Source organism: Thalassobaculum sp. OXR-137 (assembly GCF_034377285.1).
GTDB lineage: Bacteria > Pseudomonadota > Alphaproteobacteria > Thalassobaculales > Thalassobaculaceae > Thalassobaculum.
Genome location: NZ_CP139716.1, coordinates 45,568 through 61,705 on the forward strand (window position 1 = coordinate 45,568; position 16,138 = coordinate 61,705).

General features: G+C 63.5%; 15 protein-coding genes and 2 pseudogenes. 6 read left to right on the top strand and 11 right to left on the bottom strand.

Annotated elements, in window-relative coordinates; genetic code table 11:
* The first annotated feature begins 154 nt into the window (after positions 1-154).
* A complete protein-coding gene (locus T8K17_RS25525) occupies positions 155-1,330 on the top strand; it encodes a nucleotidyltransferase family protein (RefSeq protein ID WP_322335115.1) in 1,176 nt (391 codons plus the stop codon).
* On the opposite strand, the gene T8K17_RS25530 is transcribed toward T8K17_RS25525, so the two are convergent.
* A complete protein-coding gene (locus T8K17_RS25530) occupies positions 1,327-3,018 on the bottom strand; it encodes an ABC transporter ATP-binding protein (protein WP_322335116.1) in 1,692 nt (563 codons plus the stop codon). The genes T8K17_RS25525 and T8K17_RS25530 overlap by 4 nt on opposite strands.
* Positions 3,019-3,580: 562 nt before the next feature.
* Between T8K17_RS25530 and T8K17_RS25535 the strand changes: the two genes are divergently transcribed.
* On the top strand, positions 3,581-3,877 hold the full coding sequence (locus T8K17_RS25535) for a PqqD family protein (RefSeq protein WP_322335117.1): 297 nt from the start codon (positions 3,581-3,583) through the stop codon (positions 3,875-3,877).
* Positions 3,878-4,085: 208 nt separating this feature from the next.
* Here T8K17_RS25535 and T8K17_RS25540 read toward each other — a convergent pair whose 3' ends face one another.
* The 9 genes and pseudogenes from T8K17_RS25540 to T8K17_RS25580 form a co-directional block, all read right to left on the bottom strand.
* Positions 4,086-4,718, bottom strand: a complete 633-nt coding sequence (locus T8K17_RS25540) for a lasso peptide biosynthesis B2 protein (protein WP_322335149.1) — start codon at positions 4,716-4,718, stop codon at positions 4,086-4,088.
* Positions 4,706-4,862, bottom strand: a pseudogene (locus T8K17_RS25545) (IS256 family transposase); the annotation flags it as partial. The pseudogene T8K17_RS25545 and the gene T8K17_RS25540, both read right to left, overlap by 13 nt.
* 21 nt (positions 4,863-4,883) lie before the next feature.
* Positions 4,884-5,276, bottom strand: coding sequence for an IS6 family transposase (locus T8K17_RS25550; protein ID WP_416153208.1), 393 nt, complete (start codon positions 5,274-5,276; stop codon positions 4,884-4,886).
* 28 nt (positions 5,277-5,304) lie between these two features.
* Positions 5,305-6,102 (bottom strand): hypothetical protein, encoded by a 798-nt coding sequence (locus T8K17_RS25555; RefSeq protein ID WP_322335118.1) that lies wholly within the window; start codon positions 6,100-6,102, stop codon positions 5,305-5,307.
* 102 nt (positions 6,103-6,204) lie between these two features.
* Positions 6,205-6,714, bottom strand: coding sequence for a hypothetical protein (locus T8K17_RS25560; RefSeq protein ID WP_322335119.1), 510 nt, complete (start codon positions 6,712-6,714; stop codon positions 6,205-6,207).
* 130 nt (positions 6,715-6,844) lie between these two features.
* A complete protein-coding gene (locus T8K17_RS25565; protein ID WP_322335120.1) occupies positions 6,845-7,684 on the bottom strand; it encodes a sulfotransferase domain-containing protein in 840 nt (279 codons plus the stop codon).
* Positions 7,685-7,707: 23 nt separating this feature from the next.
* Positions 7,708-8,658 (bottom strand): hypothetical protein, encoded by a 951-nt coding sequence (locus T8K17_RS25570; RefSeq protein ID WP_322335121.1) that lies wholly within the window; start codon positions 8,656-8,658, stop codon positions 7,708-7,710.
* Positions 8,659-8,684: 26 nt separating this feature from the next.
* A complete protein-coding gene (locus T8K17_RS25575) occupies positions 8,685-10,577 on the bottom strand; it encodes an asparagine synthase-related protein (protein WP_322335122.1) in 1,893 nt (630 codons plus the stop codon).
* Between the two features lie 369 nt (positions 10,578-10,946).
* Positions 10,947-11,873, bottom strand: a complete 927-nt coding sequence (locus T8K17_RS25580; protein ID WP_322335123.1) for a hypothetical protein — start codon at positions 11,871-11,873, stop codon at positions 10,947-10,949.
* A gap of 316 nt (positions 11,874-12,189) precedes the next feature.
* Here T8K17_RS25580 and T8K17_RS25585 point away from each other — a divergent pair, with 316 nt between their 5' ends.
* The 4 genes from T8K17_RS25585 (at position 12,190) to T8K17_RS25600 (ending at position 15,710) form a co-directional block, all read left to right on the top strand.
* Complete coding sequence (locus tag T8K17_RS25585; RefSeq protein WP_322335124.1) at positions 12,190-13,023, top strand: hypothetical protein; 834 nt, start codon at positions 12,190-12,192, stop codon at positions 13,021-13,023.
* A gap of 188 nt (positions 13,024-13,211) precedes the next feature.
* A complete protein-coding gene (locus T8K17_RS25590) occupies positions 13,212-13,490 on the top strand; it encodes a lasso peptide biosynthesis PqqD family chaperone (RefSeq protein WP_322335125.1) in 279 nt (92 codons plus the stop codon).
* 827 nt (positions 13,491-14,317) lie between these two features.
* Positions 14,318-15,337, top strand: a complete 1,020-nt coding sequence (gene galE, locus T8K17_RS25595; RefSeq protein WP_322335126.1) for a UDP-glucose 4-epimerase GalE — start codon at positions 14,318-14,320, stop codon at positions 15,335-15,337.
* A 226-nt stretch (positions 15,338-15,563) separates the two neighbouring features.
* On the top strand, positions 15,564-15,710 hold the full coding sequence (locus T8K17_RS25600; RefSeq protein WP_322335127.1) for a hypothetical protein: 147 nt from the start codon (positions 15,564-15,566) through the stop codon (positions 15,708-15,710).
* Positions 15,711-15,811: 101 nt separating this feature from the next.
* Here the strand turns inward: T8K17_RS25600 and T8K17_RS25605 are convergent.
* Positions 15,812-16,099: pseudogene (locus T8K17_RS25605) on the bottom strand (integrase core domain-containing protein); the annotation flags it as partial.
* Positions 16,100-16,138 lie beyond the last annotated feature (39 nt).

Below are 16,138 nucleotides of genomic sequence, written 5' to 3' on the forward strand. Positions count from 1 at the left end.
AGCTGCGACAGACATGTGAAGGACGACATGGCATGTTTCCGGCGGTCGGGTAGCTATCCGTCTCTAGCACAAACACCGCCCCATCGGTGAAGCAGGAGCGGACGCCATCCACGAGCCGGCCGAAATCGACCGCCACTATCGGACGAAAGCCCGAATGGAACTGAAGGCCCAACTGCCGCCGGAGATCCGCCTCCTGCTGGACGTCCTTGCCGCCGGCTACGGAACGCCGCTGCCGCCACCGGCGCCAACGATTGACTGGGACGGGCTGCTCCAATGCGTCCGGCACCACCGCCTGGCACCGATGATGAAACCGCTTCTCAGGCAGCCGGCGCACGTTCCGGGGCCGGTCCTGACCCGGCTCGAGAGCCTTTGGCGAAAGGTTGCGATGCAGACGCTGACCACCAATGCCGAGGTTGTTCGCGTCACGGCCGCCCTGGAGGCCGCCGGCATCGAGGTCCTGGTCCTGAAGGGCCCCGCGCTCGCCGTCCTGCTGCACGGCGACCCGTCCCGCCGATCGATGCGGGACATCGATTTGCTGGTTCGACCCGGCGCGGCAGAAGCCGCTCGCGCTGTTCTCGCCGACTGCGGCTACGGCCAGCGCCCGGAGATGATCGAGACCCACTACAATGCCGTCGAGTTGCGCCACCCGAGCCGGCCGCTTCCAATCGAGCTGCACGTGCATCTGGCGGATTCCGAGGCCATCCTGCCGACCTCGGTGCTCCTCCCGTTCGAGACCGCCACCGATGTCACGATCGGCGGCAGGACGGTCCGCACACTGGGTCCGGAGGCGGCAACGACCTTCGCCGCATTCCATGGCGGGAAGCATCTCTGGGCGCGGCTGTTCTGGCTCGCCGACTTCGCGGCGGCAAGCCGCTCGCCGGCCGTCGACTGGGCTGCGGTCACCGATTTGTCGGGCCGACTCGGTATCCTGCCCCAACTGGAAGTCGGCTTTCTACTGCTGGACCGGTTACTCGGCATGGCCCGGCCGGAAGGCGCACCTGCACCGGGCACCGCCGGCCGCGTCGCCGGCCGCGTGGTCGCGGCGATACCCGAGATCCTGACCGTCCCGCCGATGGGAGACCATCAAGCGGTCCTGCGCCGGATCGGACCCCTGCGCGCCCTGGGATGGGAACTGGCGCTGCAGCGGCACTGGCGGAGCCGCTGGGCGACTCTGAGGTCCCGTCTGCTGCCGACGGAGACCGACCGCGGTCTGGTCGCGCTGCCGGCCCGAATGGACTTTCTCTATTACGGGGTGCGGGCGGCGCGGGTCGCTTTTGGCGCTGTCCGTCGGGGATGGACGAACGGACTCAAACTCGGGCGACGTCGCTAACCGGCCCCTAATTCATGAGGTTCCAGCAAGGCCAGCCGACGCAGCCTGCCCCCCGGGCGCGACATAAGCTCCTCCCAGCCCCCCTGTTCGACCAGCCGGCCGCCGTCCAGCACGACGATCCGATCAGCGTCGCGCACCGTCGACAGGCGATGCGCGATCAGCAGGATCGTCATTTGGCCGCGCAACCGTTCGAGGGTGTCCCGGATACGCAGTTCGCTCTCCCGGTCGAGATGGCTGGTCGCCTCATCCAGGACCAGCAATGCGGGGTGGCGCAGCAGCGCCTGCGCGATCGCCAGACGCTGGCGTTCGCCGCCCGACAACGTCGCCCCGCGGTCGCCCAGCGCCGTGTCGAGCCCCTGCGGCAACCGTCGTACGACATCGGCGACGCCAGCATCGTTCAGCGCCCGCCACATCGCCGGCTCCTCGGCATCAGGGGCCGCCCATACCAGATTGGCGCGCACGCTATCGCCGAGCAGGAACACGTCCTGCGGAACATAGGCGGAGTGCTGTCTCCAGGCCCGGCGAACCCCACCCTCCAGGGCAAGCCCCCCGACGCTAACCTCGCCATGGCCGGGCACAAGCAGCCCCAGGACCAGTGCCGCGAGAGTCGATTTTCCCGAACCGGACCGGCCGACCAGCGCGGTCGTGCTGCATTCGGGGATCTGCAGGTCGATACCATCGACCGCCGGTCCCTCGACGGGCGCGGCCCAGGAGAACGCCACGCCCCGCAGGACGACCGGACCAGCCGGAACCGCTGTCGCGGGCGGCACCGGTTCGGTGGCCGCCCGGCATCGGCGGTGCATCTCCTCGGTCTCGGCCCAGGCCGGCAGCATTTCGACGATCGATCGGATCATCTGAATCAGCGAGACGAAGACCGGCAGCAGCCGGATCGGCACGACCGCGGTCAGCAGCAGAGCCGGCCCGCGCATCCCGAGCCAGGACAGGCAGAGCCAAAGCCCGCCCGCCACCAGGATCGCCTGCGCGGCGCGCAGCGCCAGGAGACTCCGCGCCCGCGCCGCCGCCGCCGCTTGAACCGTCCTCACGATTTGGTCGGAAGAGGCCTCGAACAGCGCCGACTGCCGGTCCTCGGCTCCCCAGCTTTTAGCCATCTGCATGCCCGCGAGATGGTCGGAAACCAGCGTGTGGACCGCCCGACCCACCATCACCTCGGCCCGGCCGTAACCGAGGGCGTTCCTGAACCAGGGCATCTGCAACGCAGCGAGGATCGCGCCGCCGAACACGACCAGGAGCCCGCCCCAGGGATCCACCAGGAGCGCCATTCCCAGATAGGTCAGGACCACGAGGACCTGGGTAGCGGCCTGGAGCATCCGGGCCGTTCCCAGCATGACCCGCCCCTGCAACTCGGTCAGCATGTGGAAGATATGCGCCGACCTGTATTGCACGAAGGCCTGCCACTCCATGCCCGCGATCGCTCCAAATAGGCGGATTCGGCACCGATGGGCGAACCCGTGCTGGATTGCCACGGACTCCCGCTCGCGCCACGCCGCGAGCACGCCGTAGGCGATCACGATGCCCACCCAGATCGTCAGCGTTCCGCCGAGACCGATGCGATCGGGGAGACCCTGAGCGAACTTGACGAGTCCGGACGGGTCATCGCCGGCGGCCCCGATCGCGCCCGCGAGCAGCGGCACCAGAAGCAGGACGGCAGCCCCTTCTGTCAGCGCCATGCCGGCACCCACGGCGAGCACCAGCACAATACGCCGTGGCCCGGTCGCCCACAGGGACAGAAGCAGGGATCGCGACAAGCTCGCGGATACACTCATCGACAGCGGTCTCGCGGGTCTGACCAAGGGGCGCTTCTAGCATGCGTCAGCGGTCGTCGGGGGACAATCCGACACCGTCCCGGCAGGATCGCCAGGGCGCCCGTCGCTGCCGAGCACCCGGCACGGGTCGCGGCATGGCACGCGCGGGGTCTGACGCTCGGTGTGAGCAACAGTGTCTTCGAATTAACCTGCACCAAGGCTAACATGGATCGCCGGCTGATCCTCCCCCAGTGAATTGGTCCACCTGTATGTTTGGGAAAACGGAGGATTGGTCCTGAACGCGATCCAGGGCGATCTCTTCCAGGTCAAAGGGGCGCCGACCAGACGCGGGAACGTCGGAAAACAGCGGGGCTCGAGCGGTAAGTGTTCCCGTGTTGCACCCCACGGGCCCCCGATCATATCTTTGCGATGTCGTCGTTCCGCTCGACATGTTCGCTTGCCGCAATTGGGAACAAGGTTAGAGGTAATGCTTGAAATCGATCCTGGGGCGCGCGTGGTTCGCAATCCGTTGGTTCTCACGGCCGAACTCGATGGCCAAGTCGTGCTGATGAGCATGGAGCAAGGATGCTACTTCGGCCTCGATCCGGTTGGTGGCGACATATTCCAGCGTTTGGAACAGCAAAAGACGGTCTCCGCACTGATATCCGAACTCGAAGACGACTACGATGCAGCCGATGGAGAGATCAACCAGGATACGATGGAATTGCTGAAGATCTTGGTCGACAATAAACTTGTTACAGTTTGCGATATTTCCGAGGCGTGAGTTCGGAACCCGTTCGACTCAATGTTGCTTGCTTCCCACTAACTGATGCGAATAGACGCTTTCTAATGTCCAATTTCGACGAGTCAGAGCCGACCACCCCCAGCAGGGCGGTGACGCCGGTCGCGAAAAGCGGCGGAAACCCTGGACTAAGCCCAGTTTGACCGCCGCGGGCGTGCGAGCGGAGCGGAGCGGAACTGACGCCGCGACGCTACCGCTTCAGATCGGCGATGGGCGTGTAGCGCTCCGCCTCTTCGCCGCCAAGGATCGGTACTGGTCCAAGCATCAACCACGCATGCGCATGCACCCGATTCCGGTCCAGCTTGACGCCGAATCGTACGACACCGCCGCGAATGCCCCGCCGGTCGAGAAGCAAGCGGCCGGCAAGAGCGCGGACCAAACACGTGCTGCTCCAGGGGAGGAGTTCGGCGACCCAATTCAATCGACGCATTACCGAAAGGACCCGCGCCAATTCGGCTTTGTCCACCGCCGTGGCGAGCGTGGGCGCATCCACCCGACCAAAAAGTCGCTTCATCCACGCCGTCGGAAGGAGGAAAACGATTCCCCACGCCAGAACCAAGGCGAGGGCGGCTTCAGCCCGCCTCAATCGCGCGATCATCGCCAGCCTTCCACTCCGCCACCTTCTCTCCCAAACGTCGGTCGCCCGATCTTTACATTTTTGCCCGCGGCGGGACATCGCAATGCCCAATCGCGAGCTGTATGACTCAAACGGCCTAGCCGGGAAGTATCCGGTTGCCGTACCGAACCGCGACATCGCATTGAGATGACCGACAGGCCAACGCATACTGAAGATGAGATTGAGGTCACGCTCGAGATGATCCATCTCGGCGTTCAAGGCGCGCTCGGCCAGAGCCTTCTTCAGCTGATCGAGCAGACCGTCAGCCTCGAAAGCCGTTCGGGCGTCCGCTCCGACGAGTAATTGGTCAAGAACGGCATAGGCAATCACAGGCGCTTTGCATCGGGGCATGGGAGATCTCCTTCATTCCCATCATGCTCCCCCGCACACAAAATTTCTGACAGTCCCCATTAGCTTCAGGGCCGCCCGCTTATCGCGTCGGTTCAGCATAAGGATGTCCAGCACTTCACCCTCCGCATCGACCGCCCGCCAAAGATACATCATCCGTCCGCCGATGGAGACGAAGACCTCATCCAGGTGCCACGTATCACAGGGCCGCAGCCGCCTTGATTGGAGCCGACGGGCGTAGGCCGGCCCAAATTTGGCAACCCAGCGCCGCACCGTCTCGTAGCTCACATCGAGACCTCGCTCAGCCAGGAGATCCTCGAAGTCGCGCAGGCTGAGGTTAAAGCGTAGATACAGCCAGACGGCGTGCTGGACGATCGACGGCGAATAGTGCAGGCGGGCGTATGAGATTGGCTTCATGAGGCCAGGATACCGTCCGATACCGGCGTCAGCCATGAGCTCCTGTGACAGCGTCCACCCGATCAGTTCGGGAGAGGGCACCAGCGGTCGGCTCGTCCGGCCACTCCATCTCCCACAGGGAGTCCGGTGCCGTACGCAGGATCTCGAAGTATCGGCGCGCCGGCATCGCCTGGTACCAACGCAAGTATTGCGCGGGCACTTCGTTGATCTGGAACCGGTAGAGGGTATGGTCGATATTCTCCACCGCCTGCCGGAGAGACGCCGCGTCAGGGCTAAGCCCCGCATGCCCGGCGATCTTGTCCACAAAGGCGCCCGGGTCTTCCAGATGCTCGTGATAGCCGACAAAGCGGATTCGCGGGATCAACTCCGGATGGCCCTCCCGGACGAAGCGCACGACCTTGCCGATACCGAATGTCCAATTGCGCAGCGAGCGGGTGATCTCGACGAAGTGCTCCTGCGTGCCCACCTGTTTGCGACGGAACGCTGCATTGGCCGACAGCGCCTGTTCCAGCGGATGGCGGTAGGTGATGAAAATCGCCGGCCGCACCTCGGAGAACCATGCCCACTGCTCGCCTCCGCCCTCGAAGGTCGAAAACAACAGCACCTTCACCGCCGCATCAGCCAGCTCCTCGCGATACTTCTCCCGCCGCTCGACGGTCAGACCATGATCGCGGATCTCCGGGATGTCCCAGAACCCCCGCGGGTTCAGCGCCTGCCGGCAGTTGCTGTCGAAGCGGCCCAGCATGGGCATGCCGAGGATACGCAGGGTCTGGGCCAGCAGCGAGGAGCCCGATCGTGGCTGGAACAGGATGAGGCACAGGGTCATGGCGGACGTTCTACATAAAAGGAAGCAACCGGGGGAAGAGCGGAAAGGTCCGGCTCATCGGTTCCATCGCAGCGGCGCTACCGGCCGGGCGACTGGTAGAAATCATTGCGTCGGCGAAAGGATCAGCAGCCGGTTGAAGTGTGGCTCCACCTCGCTGATCACCCGCGTCGTGGCCTCGTCGAGCAGTTGGAAACGGCCACCGTAATCCGGCCGCCATTCGGGCGCGCAGGAATAAACACAGCGCAGGATGGGGCGCGCCGTCAGGTCGGTGTGACTGTTGAGAAAGTGGTCGGGGTAGCGGTAGCGGCGCATGCTCAATTTGCGCCCCGGTTCGCCGACGGGGAAATCGGTGAGGGCTTCGAGCAGGCGTCGGAACGAGAGACTGATGACCAGTCTCCTGAGCAGCAGATAGCGCAACGTGTTGAGGGCCATTTCGTGACCCTGGCGGATGCCGGCCCCCTTGAGACAGGAGATAAGCGGCTCCGACCTCCCCGCGACCCCGGCCTCGTCCTCTGTGTAATCCCGAAACTGCGGCTCAAGCTGGGCGTCCGTGTCCAGGAACGCCGACAACTCTATGGCCTTCGCCGGGTCGAGGAAGTCGTCCAGGACCACCAGACGCTCGTCCAAACGCCGTGCCTCTACTCAGCGGTCCCGTTGCGCACCGACCTCCAGCCAGCGGGATGAGATCCAGCGATCCAGCTCTTCCAAACCATTCTCCTCGACCCGAACCGTGTGACCGCGCTTACGGCAGGTAGCCGTATCGCGCCATTTCCTCGCCGTGTGCTTCGACGATACGCGCCACCTGAGGCGCTGAGAGCTCGGAACGCCAAGCGGCCGGCGAACCACGGCGAAAGAAACGCTTGTCCCGATCGTGGGAGCCGACGAACCCGTCGCGCGCCTCCTGCCGTTGCAACTGATCGAAACGGTGGCTGCCCAAGGCGCTCTCCACGACTGGCCCGTCATCGGGGAGCCCCAGGAACCGGGCCATCGACGTCAATGTGCGGTGGCCGTCTTCGAGCAGATCCTCATACCGGACAATCAAAATATCGAGGCCACTCTCGCGCCAGGAACGCACATGCCGGCTCCAGGAGCCGAGAAAGGCCGGAAAGTTCGAACCGTGGGAGATATCTGTGCCGACCCCCAGAGCGTTGTGTGGATCGGCCAACTGATCGATCGCCCGGTCCAACGACAGCCCCATAAAGTCGGCGTAGGAGGGTACTACCGACAACGGGTTGCGCACCATGTAGAGCACCCGCTCGATGGTCGACGGCGGAAGGAAGAGTTCGGCATCGGCAGCATCGGGATAGGCGGCGTGGGTCGACCCGAACACGGTGCGCGCCGTGCCATCCTCATGCAGCGCGCGCAGGGCGCGACCCTGCAATCTCCGCTGCCACTCCTTCGGCAGGTCGACGGTCTCCATCATCAACTGCTCGTCGACCCAATACCGATAGGACAGGTGGATTGTAAGCGAGACTCCGTTGATGCTGATCCCGGCTCCGCCCTGGCGCAGGCTTTCCAGCAGGATGCGGGTCCAGGTCGTGCCCGACTTGGGATAGGTTGCTATGAGGTTGATCTTCGCCACTCGAGTCGATCCCAGTGCCCTGTCTAAAGGATGCCCAACGTTTCCCAGTGTCGGTAAAGCAGCCGGTAGGCATCCGGCAACCGCTCGTACCGCGAGGGGAGGGCGAAGTAGTGGATCGGGACATGCCGGCCAAGCGCCATCTGAATGGGGAACCCGGTAGGGTGACTACCGAGCGCCCGCTGGAGCAACGGTCGGTAGCTGACTTCAGCAACCAAGCCGACCTTTTTGCTACCTGACAACTGGGCAAGATCGGGGTCGGCACGACGCTGAGGTAGCACGACGTAGAGCGCGGCAACCGGGCGCTGCCCTAGTCCCGCCTTCAACCCAGGGTCCCAGCTTCTCCGCAACGTCCCTTCGGTGGGAAAATCTATGGCCGCTTCATCCAGGCCGAGACCGGCCACCGTCTCCGGCCAGAGTCGGAGTCGCTCCGTCGTCGGCAGGGCGACCGGCCCCTGCCGTGCGTCCAGATCGACCGGCACCACACCGTCGGCAATCGGGGCAAAACCTTCCAACGCCAAACTCGCCGCCAAGGTCGATTTGCCGACTCCAGACGCGCCGGCGATCAGCACCGCGGAGTCGCCCACGACCACCCCGTTGGCCTGCAGCGGCAGCAGGCCCCGCTGGTGGCAAAGGATGCCGAAGAGGGTGGAGACCAGGGCGGAGCCGGCCAGCGCCACGTCGCGGTCGTCGGCGGCCTCGACCACGATCCGCCCCCCACCGACCAGATAGCGTGGTCCCAGAGGGGGGCGGAGCAGCACCAGGCCGTCGCGCCGCCGGACCTGGAGGTGGCGAGTGCGATACTCCGCCTCGGCCAACCCCATGGGGACCTCACCGTGTTCGACGACGACGTCAGCCACGCTGCCGCAATCGTCCTCCAGCGGCACGAACCCGGGCAGCGGTATCGCGGAACGCCAGCGTTGCTCGGCGATCAGGTAGGTGGACATGGCAGTGTGGCGGTCAATGATGGCAACCATCCAACGCTCAACCGGTGCCCATTGGATCAGCCTATCTCCTCAAGGCCAGCGATCATCCGCAGGCCTACGATCAGGACGGCCCAATCAAGGATCTTGTCTCGCTGCAAATCCAACACCTCTTCGGCCCGGAGGAAGGCGATCATCTCGTCGACGTCGAAAAACTCCGCCACCGCCGGCCGCTCGCGCATCTGCTCCAGATAGGCGATGACGCTCTCCCGCTCTCGCCACACCTGAGCGCGTGCGACCTTCAAGCCATGTGGCGTATTCCCGCGGTAAAGGCGGATCTCTTCCGGAATCAACCCCTCTCCCAGCGTGCGGATCAGCCGCCTATCATATCCGTCGCGCTGAAAGTGCTCCCCCGGCAGGGAGAGGCAGAATCTCACCAGGTCCGCATCGAGCAGCGGATGGCGGACATCGAGGCCACGATCCGCCGCATCCAGATATACCCCCTCCCAGCCCCGAAGATTGACCTCGCGCTGCAGAGCGTAGGCGATCGCGTCATGCACCGAACGCGCCCGCGGCGCGACCGCGCGCTCGACACCGTGCGCCAACTGCTGTTCGAACACCTCGGCGGAGGCGTTGGATCCGGCGAAACGCCGAAGTGACCTTCGCAGAAAAGTCGACGTGAGGTCGCTCTTCGGGCGCCGCCGGTTCAGACGCTTTAGCAGCCGCGGCAGGAAGATGAACATCAGCGTTTCGGCGACCCGCCTCGCGGACCGGGGGCGGCCGGGATACCGCCGATGCCATGCCTCGCGAGCGAAGCCGAGATAATGCCGCCGGGCGGCATATTCCGACAACAACTCGCCCCCCCCATAGCTTACCGCCTCGTTGCCCCCCTCGCCGGTGAGGAAAACCTGAGCGCCCTGATCGATAAAGACGCCGTGGAGATCCGCCTTCGCCCGCCCCAGGGCCCAGGGCGCCTCCAGGCGCCGGACCGACCTCCGCGTCCGCTCTACCACGTCGGCGCCGACATCATCGACGAAGCGGGCGGGCGGCAGACCCAGCCCGGCCAACATCCGGGCCACCGGCTCCCGCGGATCGGCATGCGGGAACTGCGTCGAGGCCAGTGCCGGCAACGCCCATTCAGGATAGACCATGGCCGCCGGAGCGAAGGTGAGACCGCGCTCGCGCCCCGTCCGGGCGGCCAGCGCCGTCACCAGGGAGCTGTCGAGGCCGGCACTGACCTCAAGCCCGACGCACCCCGCGGTTGGAAGACGGCGGCGCACCGCCTGATCCGCCAGTCGACGTCCTTCCGCAGCCACCTCCTGGTCCTTGAGGCCGAAGGTGACGGCAACATCGTCAGGGTGCCAGTAGCGCTCGACCCGCACGTTCCCGGATTGCCGATCGGCGAGCAGGCAGTGGCCGGGCGGCAGCCGCTTGCGGCCGTGCAGGAAGGTGGCGCCGTCCTCAGGGGTGGACCAGAGCGTGAACTCGCGGATCGCCTCGCGATGGGGGCGATCGTTCACGGCACCAGCAACGCTGAAGGCGGCCGGGAGGTTGGTCACCAGGACGGCTTGCGGGGTTTCTTGCCAATAAAGGGGATGAACCCCCAGCCGGTCGCCGATGGCCATGAGGCGCCGCTCCGACGGATCGACGACAGCCAGCGCGAGATCGCCGACACAGGCGCCGGGTAGCCGCGGACCCAATCGGCGGTAGCCTTCGGCCAGCGCGGCGAAGGGATCACCGTCCACAACCCGCCCGTCGAGGGTATCTAGGCGCACGTCGCCGGCCAGCAGCAGCCCCTCGTGACACACGGCGCGGCTGACGCCCGCCACACCGAAACAGCTGAGCAGGTCACCGTCAGTGGTGGTGTGAGTCGCCCGGACTGGCCACTGCTTCGCCTCCAGGCGCCGGTTCAGCGATATCGTATCACAGCCCGGCCCTCGGTCATGCTTGGACCAGCAGACCAGAAAAAACATTCAGCGTACCTTATTGACGGCCCTCCGACCGGACGGAATCCCAAAGACAAGGGATGCACCCTCGGGGCAAGGGCCTACGAAACGTGCGCCGCCTGCCCGGAGCTAAAAGTAGAGGGTCCCAGCGTGTTTTCTATCGGCAGGAGACTCAGCCGCGGCGCCGACCAGGGGCGGCGCTCACCGGTGGAGACCGGTGCGTCTCCAAGGGAGGTCTCTGAGTCACTGGCGATGGCAGCCGGGTTTTGATCTTTGTCGTCCATGGCGGAGGCTCTCTTCCAATCGTCGGATCCCGAACATAGTAGCATCGAACGACGAAGGAAAGCCGCCCCCAGGCTGCGGTTCTACGTGTCTCCCCGACGATCGGGAGGCTCATCACCCGGGTAGGCTGGGGGTCAACGACACATCATCCGCCAGGGTGTCGAGCGACGCCTCCATCCCCGCCAACGACCAGGGGCGGATATAGCGGCGCAGGAACACCTTTTCTGCGACCCGCGCGCACCGGGTGAAGTGGGTCTGAAAATCGCCGGTTCGACGGACCTGTCCCCCACGGTAGGTATTGGCCACCAGCAGCGCGACGCCGCGCGCGCCACCCACCGATTGAACGACGGCGGGTTCGCCGGCCTCCCCTCGCTCCAGAAAATAGATCCGCCGCAGCGGTAACGGCCGACGATGAAAGGTGTCATGGAGCTGGAGGTGGTACTTCTCGGCCCGAATCCAGTCGCGGCTCAGCACGGTCGGATCGAGAGCGAAATGGTCGAGGGCGTCGCGCCACAGCTTGATGCGGGGGAAAGCGGGATAGAAGAGCGGGGTTCCTTCGGCATCCGGCACCACCACCCCGACGTCGTCGCAGAGCAACGGATGGCCGCGCCGATGGAGTGCGGCGGCCAATGTCGATTTGCCGGCCCCGGAGGGACCGCAAAAGGCGACTGCACCGCCCGCCCATTCGACACCGCTGGCGTGCAGTGGCAGTCTCCCCTGCTGGTGGAGCAGGGCCCCGAAGACGGTCCCCAGTAGAAAGAGGCGGACCTCTTCTGGAGATGCGTCGGGGAAAGGCTGGACGAGAATCGTGCGACCGCCGACGGCACGATAGCGGGCAACCCCCAGGGGCTCGAACTGGAATACACCGTCTCCGATCTGGACTTGGCGTATGACGTGGAGTGGGGCGTCGAGCAGCGCCGGAATCTCCGCAAGAGATATCTCGACGTCCGTTCGGACGGGAGGATCGGTCGCGATCAGCTCAGGGCACTCCAGCTCGGAAGCGACGGCGAGGCCATAGACGCTATAGTGGTTGACTGGCATTGGAGGCAACTGGCTGGGGAAAGATTCCGCTGATCGTTGTTACTAGCATACGCCGCATCCAGACGCGGACACGATATCCCGCTCTCCGTTTTCGACGCGGCCCCCGACTTATGAAAATGTTTGGCCTCCTTCCGCACAACCGACTGTTCGTGCCTTAAAGGAGTCGAATACCCTGCTGGCCCGTCGCCAAACGACACATGTCTAACTCGTCGAATGCTGCGGCGGACCGGAGGGAGACACTCCCTTCAAGGCGGGTGGCATTTTCGGGAATAATGATACCCTGCGCTATGACACGGTCGATGACGTGGGGAGCACGATGAACCGGGGGAAAATGGTTCGCGATGAGCTGATTGCTGCGCTGGGCGATTCGACGGCCTCACGGGAAATCGCTGGACGCACGCTGGTCGACATCCTGGTGGATGCGGTGGAAGCGGGAAGTGTCGAGTGGACCTCCGACGGACGGCTGCGTCTTCCGGCACGGGTTGAGCACGAGGGATCGGCGGAAATCAACAGCCGAGGCACCGAGAATCCAAGACGCCACTATTATCCGTGTTCATTCCTGAACTTGTTCCTTTTCAGGGAGGTTTATCGACAATCGCTCGTTCCCTTTGGTTGCCGAAATTGTTACAAAGTGAAGGTCGAGGCCAGTTGCGTGGCCGAGTTGGCGGTTATCCGCGAGATCGCTCCGACCATGCCGTGCCCATCCAAATGTGCCTGTACCTTGAAATATCCCTACAGCGTCGGGGTCTGGAGCGCGTTGTTCTATGTTGACGGCCTGGAGATGGCTTTCGATGTTCATCGGCAGCTAAAGGTAGCCATTGCGGCTCACCCGCGGCTCACCAATGCCGCGCTGGACGTTAGCATAAAACGGGGATGCAGCCTGTACGAGGCGCGGCTCGGCCCCTCGGACCAATGGGTGGTCGATGAAACCCTCGAACTGCTGGAGCAGCGGCTCTACTCACTGTTCGATCCGCCGCAGGCGCGCGAGGGGGACAAACTGACAGCCTTCATGGGGTGGATTGTATCCGCCCACTCGATTGGCGACGACAGTTATCTGGAGCTGACCCACGGCAAGCCCATACGGCCGCCGACGCTCGACTATCTGAAAGTGGAACCTCGATTAGAGCGACTGTCGACCAACCCGGGTTGAGGCACCGAAGCGGCGCTCTTGCTGCTCCGCTTGTTGCCTACAGGGGATGCCGCAGGCCGGTGAATGGAAGGGCAATGCCACTCGGCAGGGCGGCGGCATTGACGGGCGGGAGAAGAATATGCCGAATCGGGATAGACTGCGGGGCAGTGATAGACCGTAGAGGGAAGGGAATATCGGTGGCGATTGAAATGTCCAGCATCGTGCGTCAAAGCGGGGGGCAGGTGTCCGCGGAGATCGACGACGAGGTGGTGATGATGAATGTCGAACAGGGTAACTACTACGCACTAGACGAGGTGGGGAGCCGAATCTGGGCCCTGATCGAGCAGCCCATGGAGGTGTCGGCCCTGTGCGATCGGCTAATCGAGGAGTACGAGGTGGAGCGGGCCGCTTGCGAGATCGACGTGTTGAAGTTTCTGGACGAACTCTTGGAACAAGGGGGTGTCGAGGTCGAAGGGCAGGCTGGCTAAGTTCCGCGTGCCGAACTGGATGGCGGGTTTGAGGCGATGGTGCGGTGTCTCCAGACATGCCGGACCAACGCCGGATCGCCTTCACAATCGTATAAGGATGTATGAGGACATCGCCTCGCCAGCCTCGAGGCGTTGGGCCGAACCGTCAAAGACGAGATCGCCAGGGTCGAAAACGGGATCGTCAGGTTCTTGGAACCCATTGTGGAGGCTGCCAGCCCTTCAGTGGCCACGGCCTATGAAAAGCGGTCTTAGGACCTGGAGCGCCGAAAAGCCATGCTCACCGAGCAGGGAGCAAGCCGCCTTCGCCCGAAATACACCTATGAGGAGGCATTGATCCTCCCCCACTGAACTGGTCTACTGGTATGTTTGGGAAACCGGAAGACCGAGGATGGCGAAGAAGCGCTACAAACCCAAGGAGATCGTGTCCATGCCGAGGTCGATCGAGCGTGCACTTGTCACTGCCTCAACGCCTTCGTAATCACTTTCAACATCAATTTGTGCCGTGGCGGTGACACCCGAAAGCCGGTCCGATTTCCACCAGTTCGGGCTTCCGACTCATCCAACGCTCCGGTCGCAGCGATCCATGGGTGCCTCACATCTGACCGATCGTGAGAAACGACAAGTCCGTCCGACCCCAGTTTGGAGCGGTCCCTAAACCGCATCAAAATGACATTCCACAGAACATTTGTTGCTGCTAGAGCTCCAACTTCGAGAGCGGTTAAGGGGCTCTGCTTGCTTGCCGCGTATGCTATGCGAGTAGCGCAGGGCTCGGTTTTGAGGAACCAGTGCTTCGCCTGCTGTTTCTGCAAGAATGTCGGAGAACGGCGTTGGCCCAAACAGTTCTGGTTACTGGCGGCGCCGGATATGTCGGCTCCCATGTGTGCTTAGCCTTGGCAAGGGCGGGGTATGCCCCGATTACCATCGATGACCTTTCAGATGGGCACCGAAAAGCGGTTCAATTTGGCCCGCTTGAGGAACTGGATATTCGGCATCGAGAGATTGCCACAGTAATCGCTCGATACCGGCCTTCAGCCGTCATTCATGCGGCGGCAAAGTCGGAAGTTGTCGCATCATTTCGCGACCCTACCCTGTATTATCAAGTAAATGTGTTGGGAACTTTGAACTTGATCCGAGCCTGCCGTGTAGCTGAGGTGCCTCACTTCGTGATGATCAGTTCAGCCGCAGTCTACGGTCAAGTTAGTCAGCCGTTTATCGCAGAGGCGAACCCCACGCAGCCGATTAATCCCTATGGCATGACAAAACTGTCGGGGGAAATGATCTTAGCGGACCCTTCCGAATATCGCGGCTCTTGGGCTGCCCTGCGACTGTTCAACGTCGCGGGCGCTGCAGCGGCAGCTGGACTTGGGGAGGATCATAAGAATGAGTCCCATCTCATACCGCTAACCCTGCGGGCCGCTTACAGAAATGTGGGCCCCCTATCAATTTTTGGAACCACGCATCCGACTTTCGATGGCTCCGCGGTGCGAGACTACGTGCATGTAATGGACGTCGCCGACGCCGTCCTCCTCACGTTAAGCTATCTCCGAGAGGGTGGAACGAGCCGAGCCTTTAACATCGGATCAGGTGTCGGCATCTCTGTTCTCCAAGTCGTGGAAGCCGTTGAGCGCGCTACCGGATACAAAGTCCCGATTCGGGTCGTGAACCCGCGCGAGGGGGACGCTGCGGCTTTGGTCGCCGACATCAGTCAGGCGCAGCAGTCATTGGGGTTCAGACCTGCTTCATCTTTTCTGGATACAATAGTTGCTGACGCGAAAGCCTGGGAATTGCGCCAGTCAGAGATTGTTGTCGCGCAAGGCGAGCAGACTCAGCCGTTGGCTACTGCATGATAACCGCAGGTCCGTCGTCAGGATAAATGGGACAGACAAGGTCATCTGTGCATTCCGACGCAAACCGGCGGGGTATTCAGAGATGAAGTCGGCCGGTATTCCGATTTGAAGCCGGCCACCTGGCTGACTGTCCCGGCGCGTCTTCCGGGTCAGCGCCTCGGGCATCACGCTTGTCTCGTCCAGTGACGAGGAGGCAGCGGGATGTCAGCGAAGACAGAGCTGAACCATGCGACAGATGCTACAGCTGGCCCGCGACGATGTGAACGCCCGTGAGATCGGGCGGACACTCGGAGCGGCCCGCAGCACGATCCAAGACAACCTGAACCGAACAAAGGCGGCGGGTCTGAGCTGGCTTTTGCCGGGCGTGACCTGAGCCCCGAGTTTCCTCCAGCTATTGGTAGAGCCCGGGCATCGATTGGAGTGCTCCCGAAGCTGCCCCCAGCCGTGGCTAGAGTTTTGGGGCCTTGGTCAGCATCACGGGCTGGCTGCGTGTGCTGATTTCATGAGCGCTGCCGGGACCTTGTTCCCGATCGCGCTGTGTGGCCGCTGTTCGTTGTAGTCTCTACGCCAAGCCTCCAACTTTTCCGCTTCATCGGCAAGGCTCAGGAACCAGTGGGTGTTCAGGCATTCGGCCCGTAGCCGACCGTTGAACGCCTCGATGAACGCGTTGTCGGTGGGCTTTCCAGGACGGGAGAAGTCGAGTGTGACACCTCGCCGGTAGGCCCACAGGTCCATGTCGCGGGAGATGAACTCGGAGCCCTGTGTTGATACCGGAGTGAATCTCCCCAGAACCGCCGTTTG

Excerpts from the sequence above, each read along its gene's own strand:
- T8K17_RS25585 (WP_322335124.1), top strand. The coding sequence starts at position 12,190 with ATGAACCGGGGGAAAATGGTTCGCGATGAGCTGATTGCTGCGCTGGGC.
- T8K17_RS25570 (WP_322335121.1), bottom strand. The coding sequence starts at position 8,658 with ATGGTTGCCATCATTGACCGCCACACTGCCATGTCCACCTACCTGATC.
- T8K17_RS25550 (WP_416153208.1), bottom strand. The coding sequence starts at position 5,276 with ATGAAGCCAATCTCATACGCCCGCCTGCACTATTCGCCGTCGATCGTC.
- T8K17_RS25540 (WP_322335149.1), bottom strand. The coding sequence starts at position 4,718 with ATGGATCATCTCGAGCGTGACCTCAATCTCATCTTCAGTATGCGTTGG.
- T8K17_RS25555 (WP_322335118.1), bottom strand. The coding sequence starts at position 6,102 with ATGACCCTGTGCCTCATCCTGTTCCAGCCACGATCGGGCTCCTCGCTG.
- T8K17_RS25580 (WP_322335123.1), bottom strand. The coding sequence starts at position 11,873 with ATGCCAGTCAACCACTATAGCGTCTATGGCCTCGCCGTCGCTTCCGAG.
- T8K17_RS25535 (WP_322335117.1), top strand. The coding sequence starts at position 3,581 with ATGCTTGAAATCGATCCTGGGGCGCGCGTGGTTCGCAATCCGTTGGTT.
- T8K17_RS25575 (WP_322335122.1), bottom strand. The coding sequence starts at position 10,577 with ATGTTTTTTCTGGTCTGCTGGTCCAAGCATGACCGAGGGCCGGGCTGT.
- T8K17_RS25530 (WP_322335116.1), bottom strand. The coding sequence starts at position 3,018 with ATGGCGCTGACAGAAGGGGCTGCCGTCCTGCTTCTGGTGCCGCTGCTC.
- T8K17_RS25600 (WP_322335127.1), top strand. The coding sequence starts at position 15,564 with ATGCGACAGATGCTACAGCTGGCCCGCGACGATGTGAACGCCCGTGAG.
- T8K17_RS25590 (WP_322335125.1), top strand. The coding sequence starts at position 13,212 with ATGTCCAGCATCGTGCGTCAAAGCGGGGGGCAGGTGTCCGCGGAGATC.
- T8K17_RS25525 (WP_322335115.1), top strand. The coding sequence starts at position 155 with ATGGAACTGAAGGCCCAACTGCCGCCGGAGATCCGCCTCCTGCTGGAC.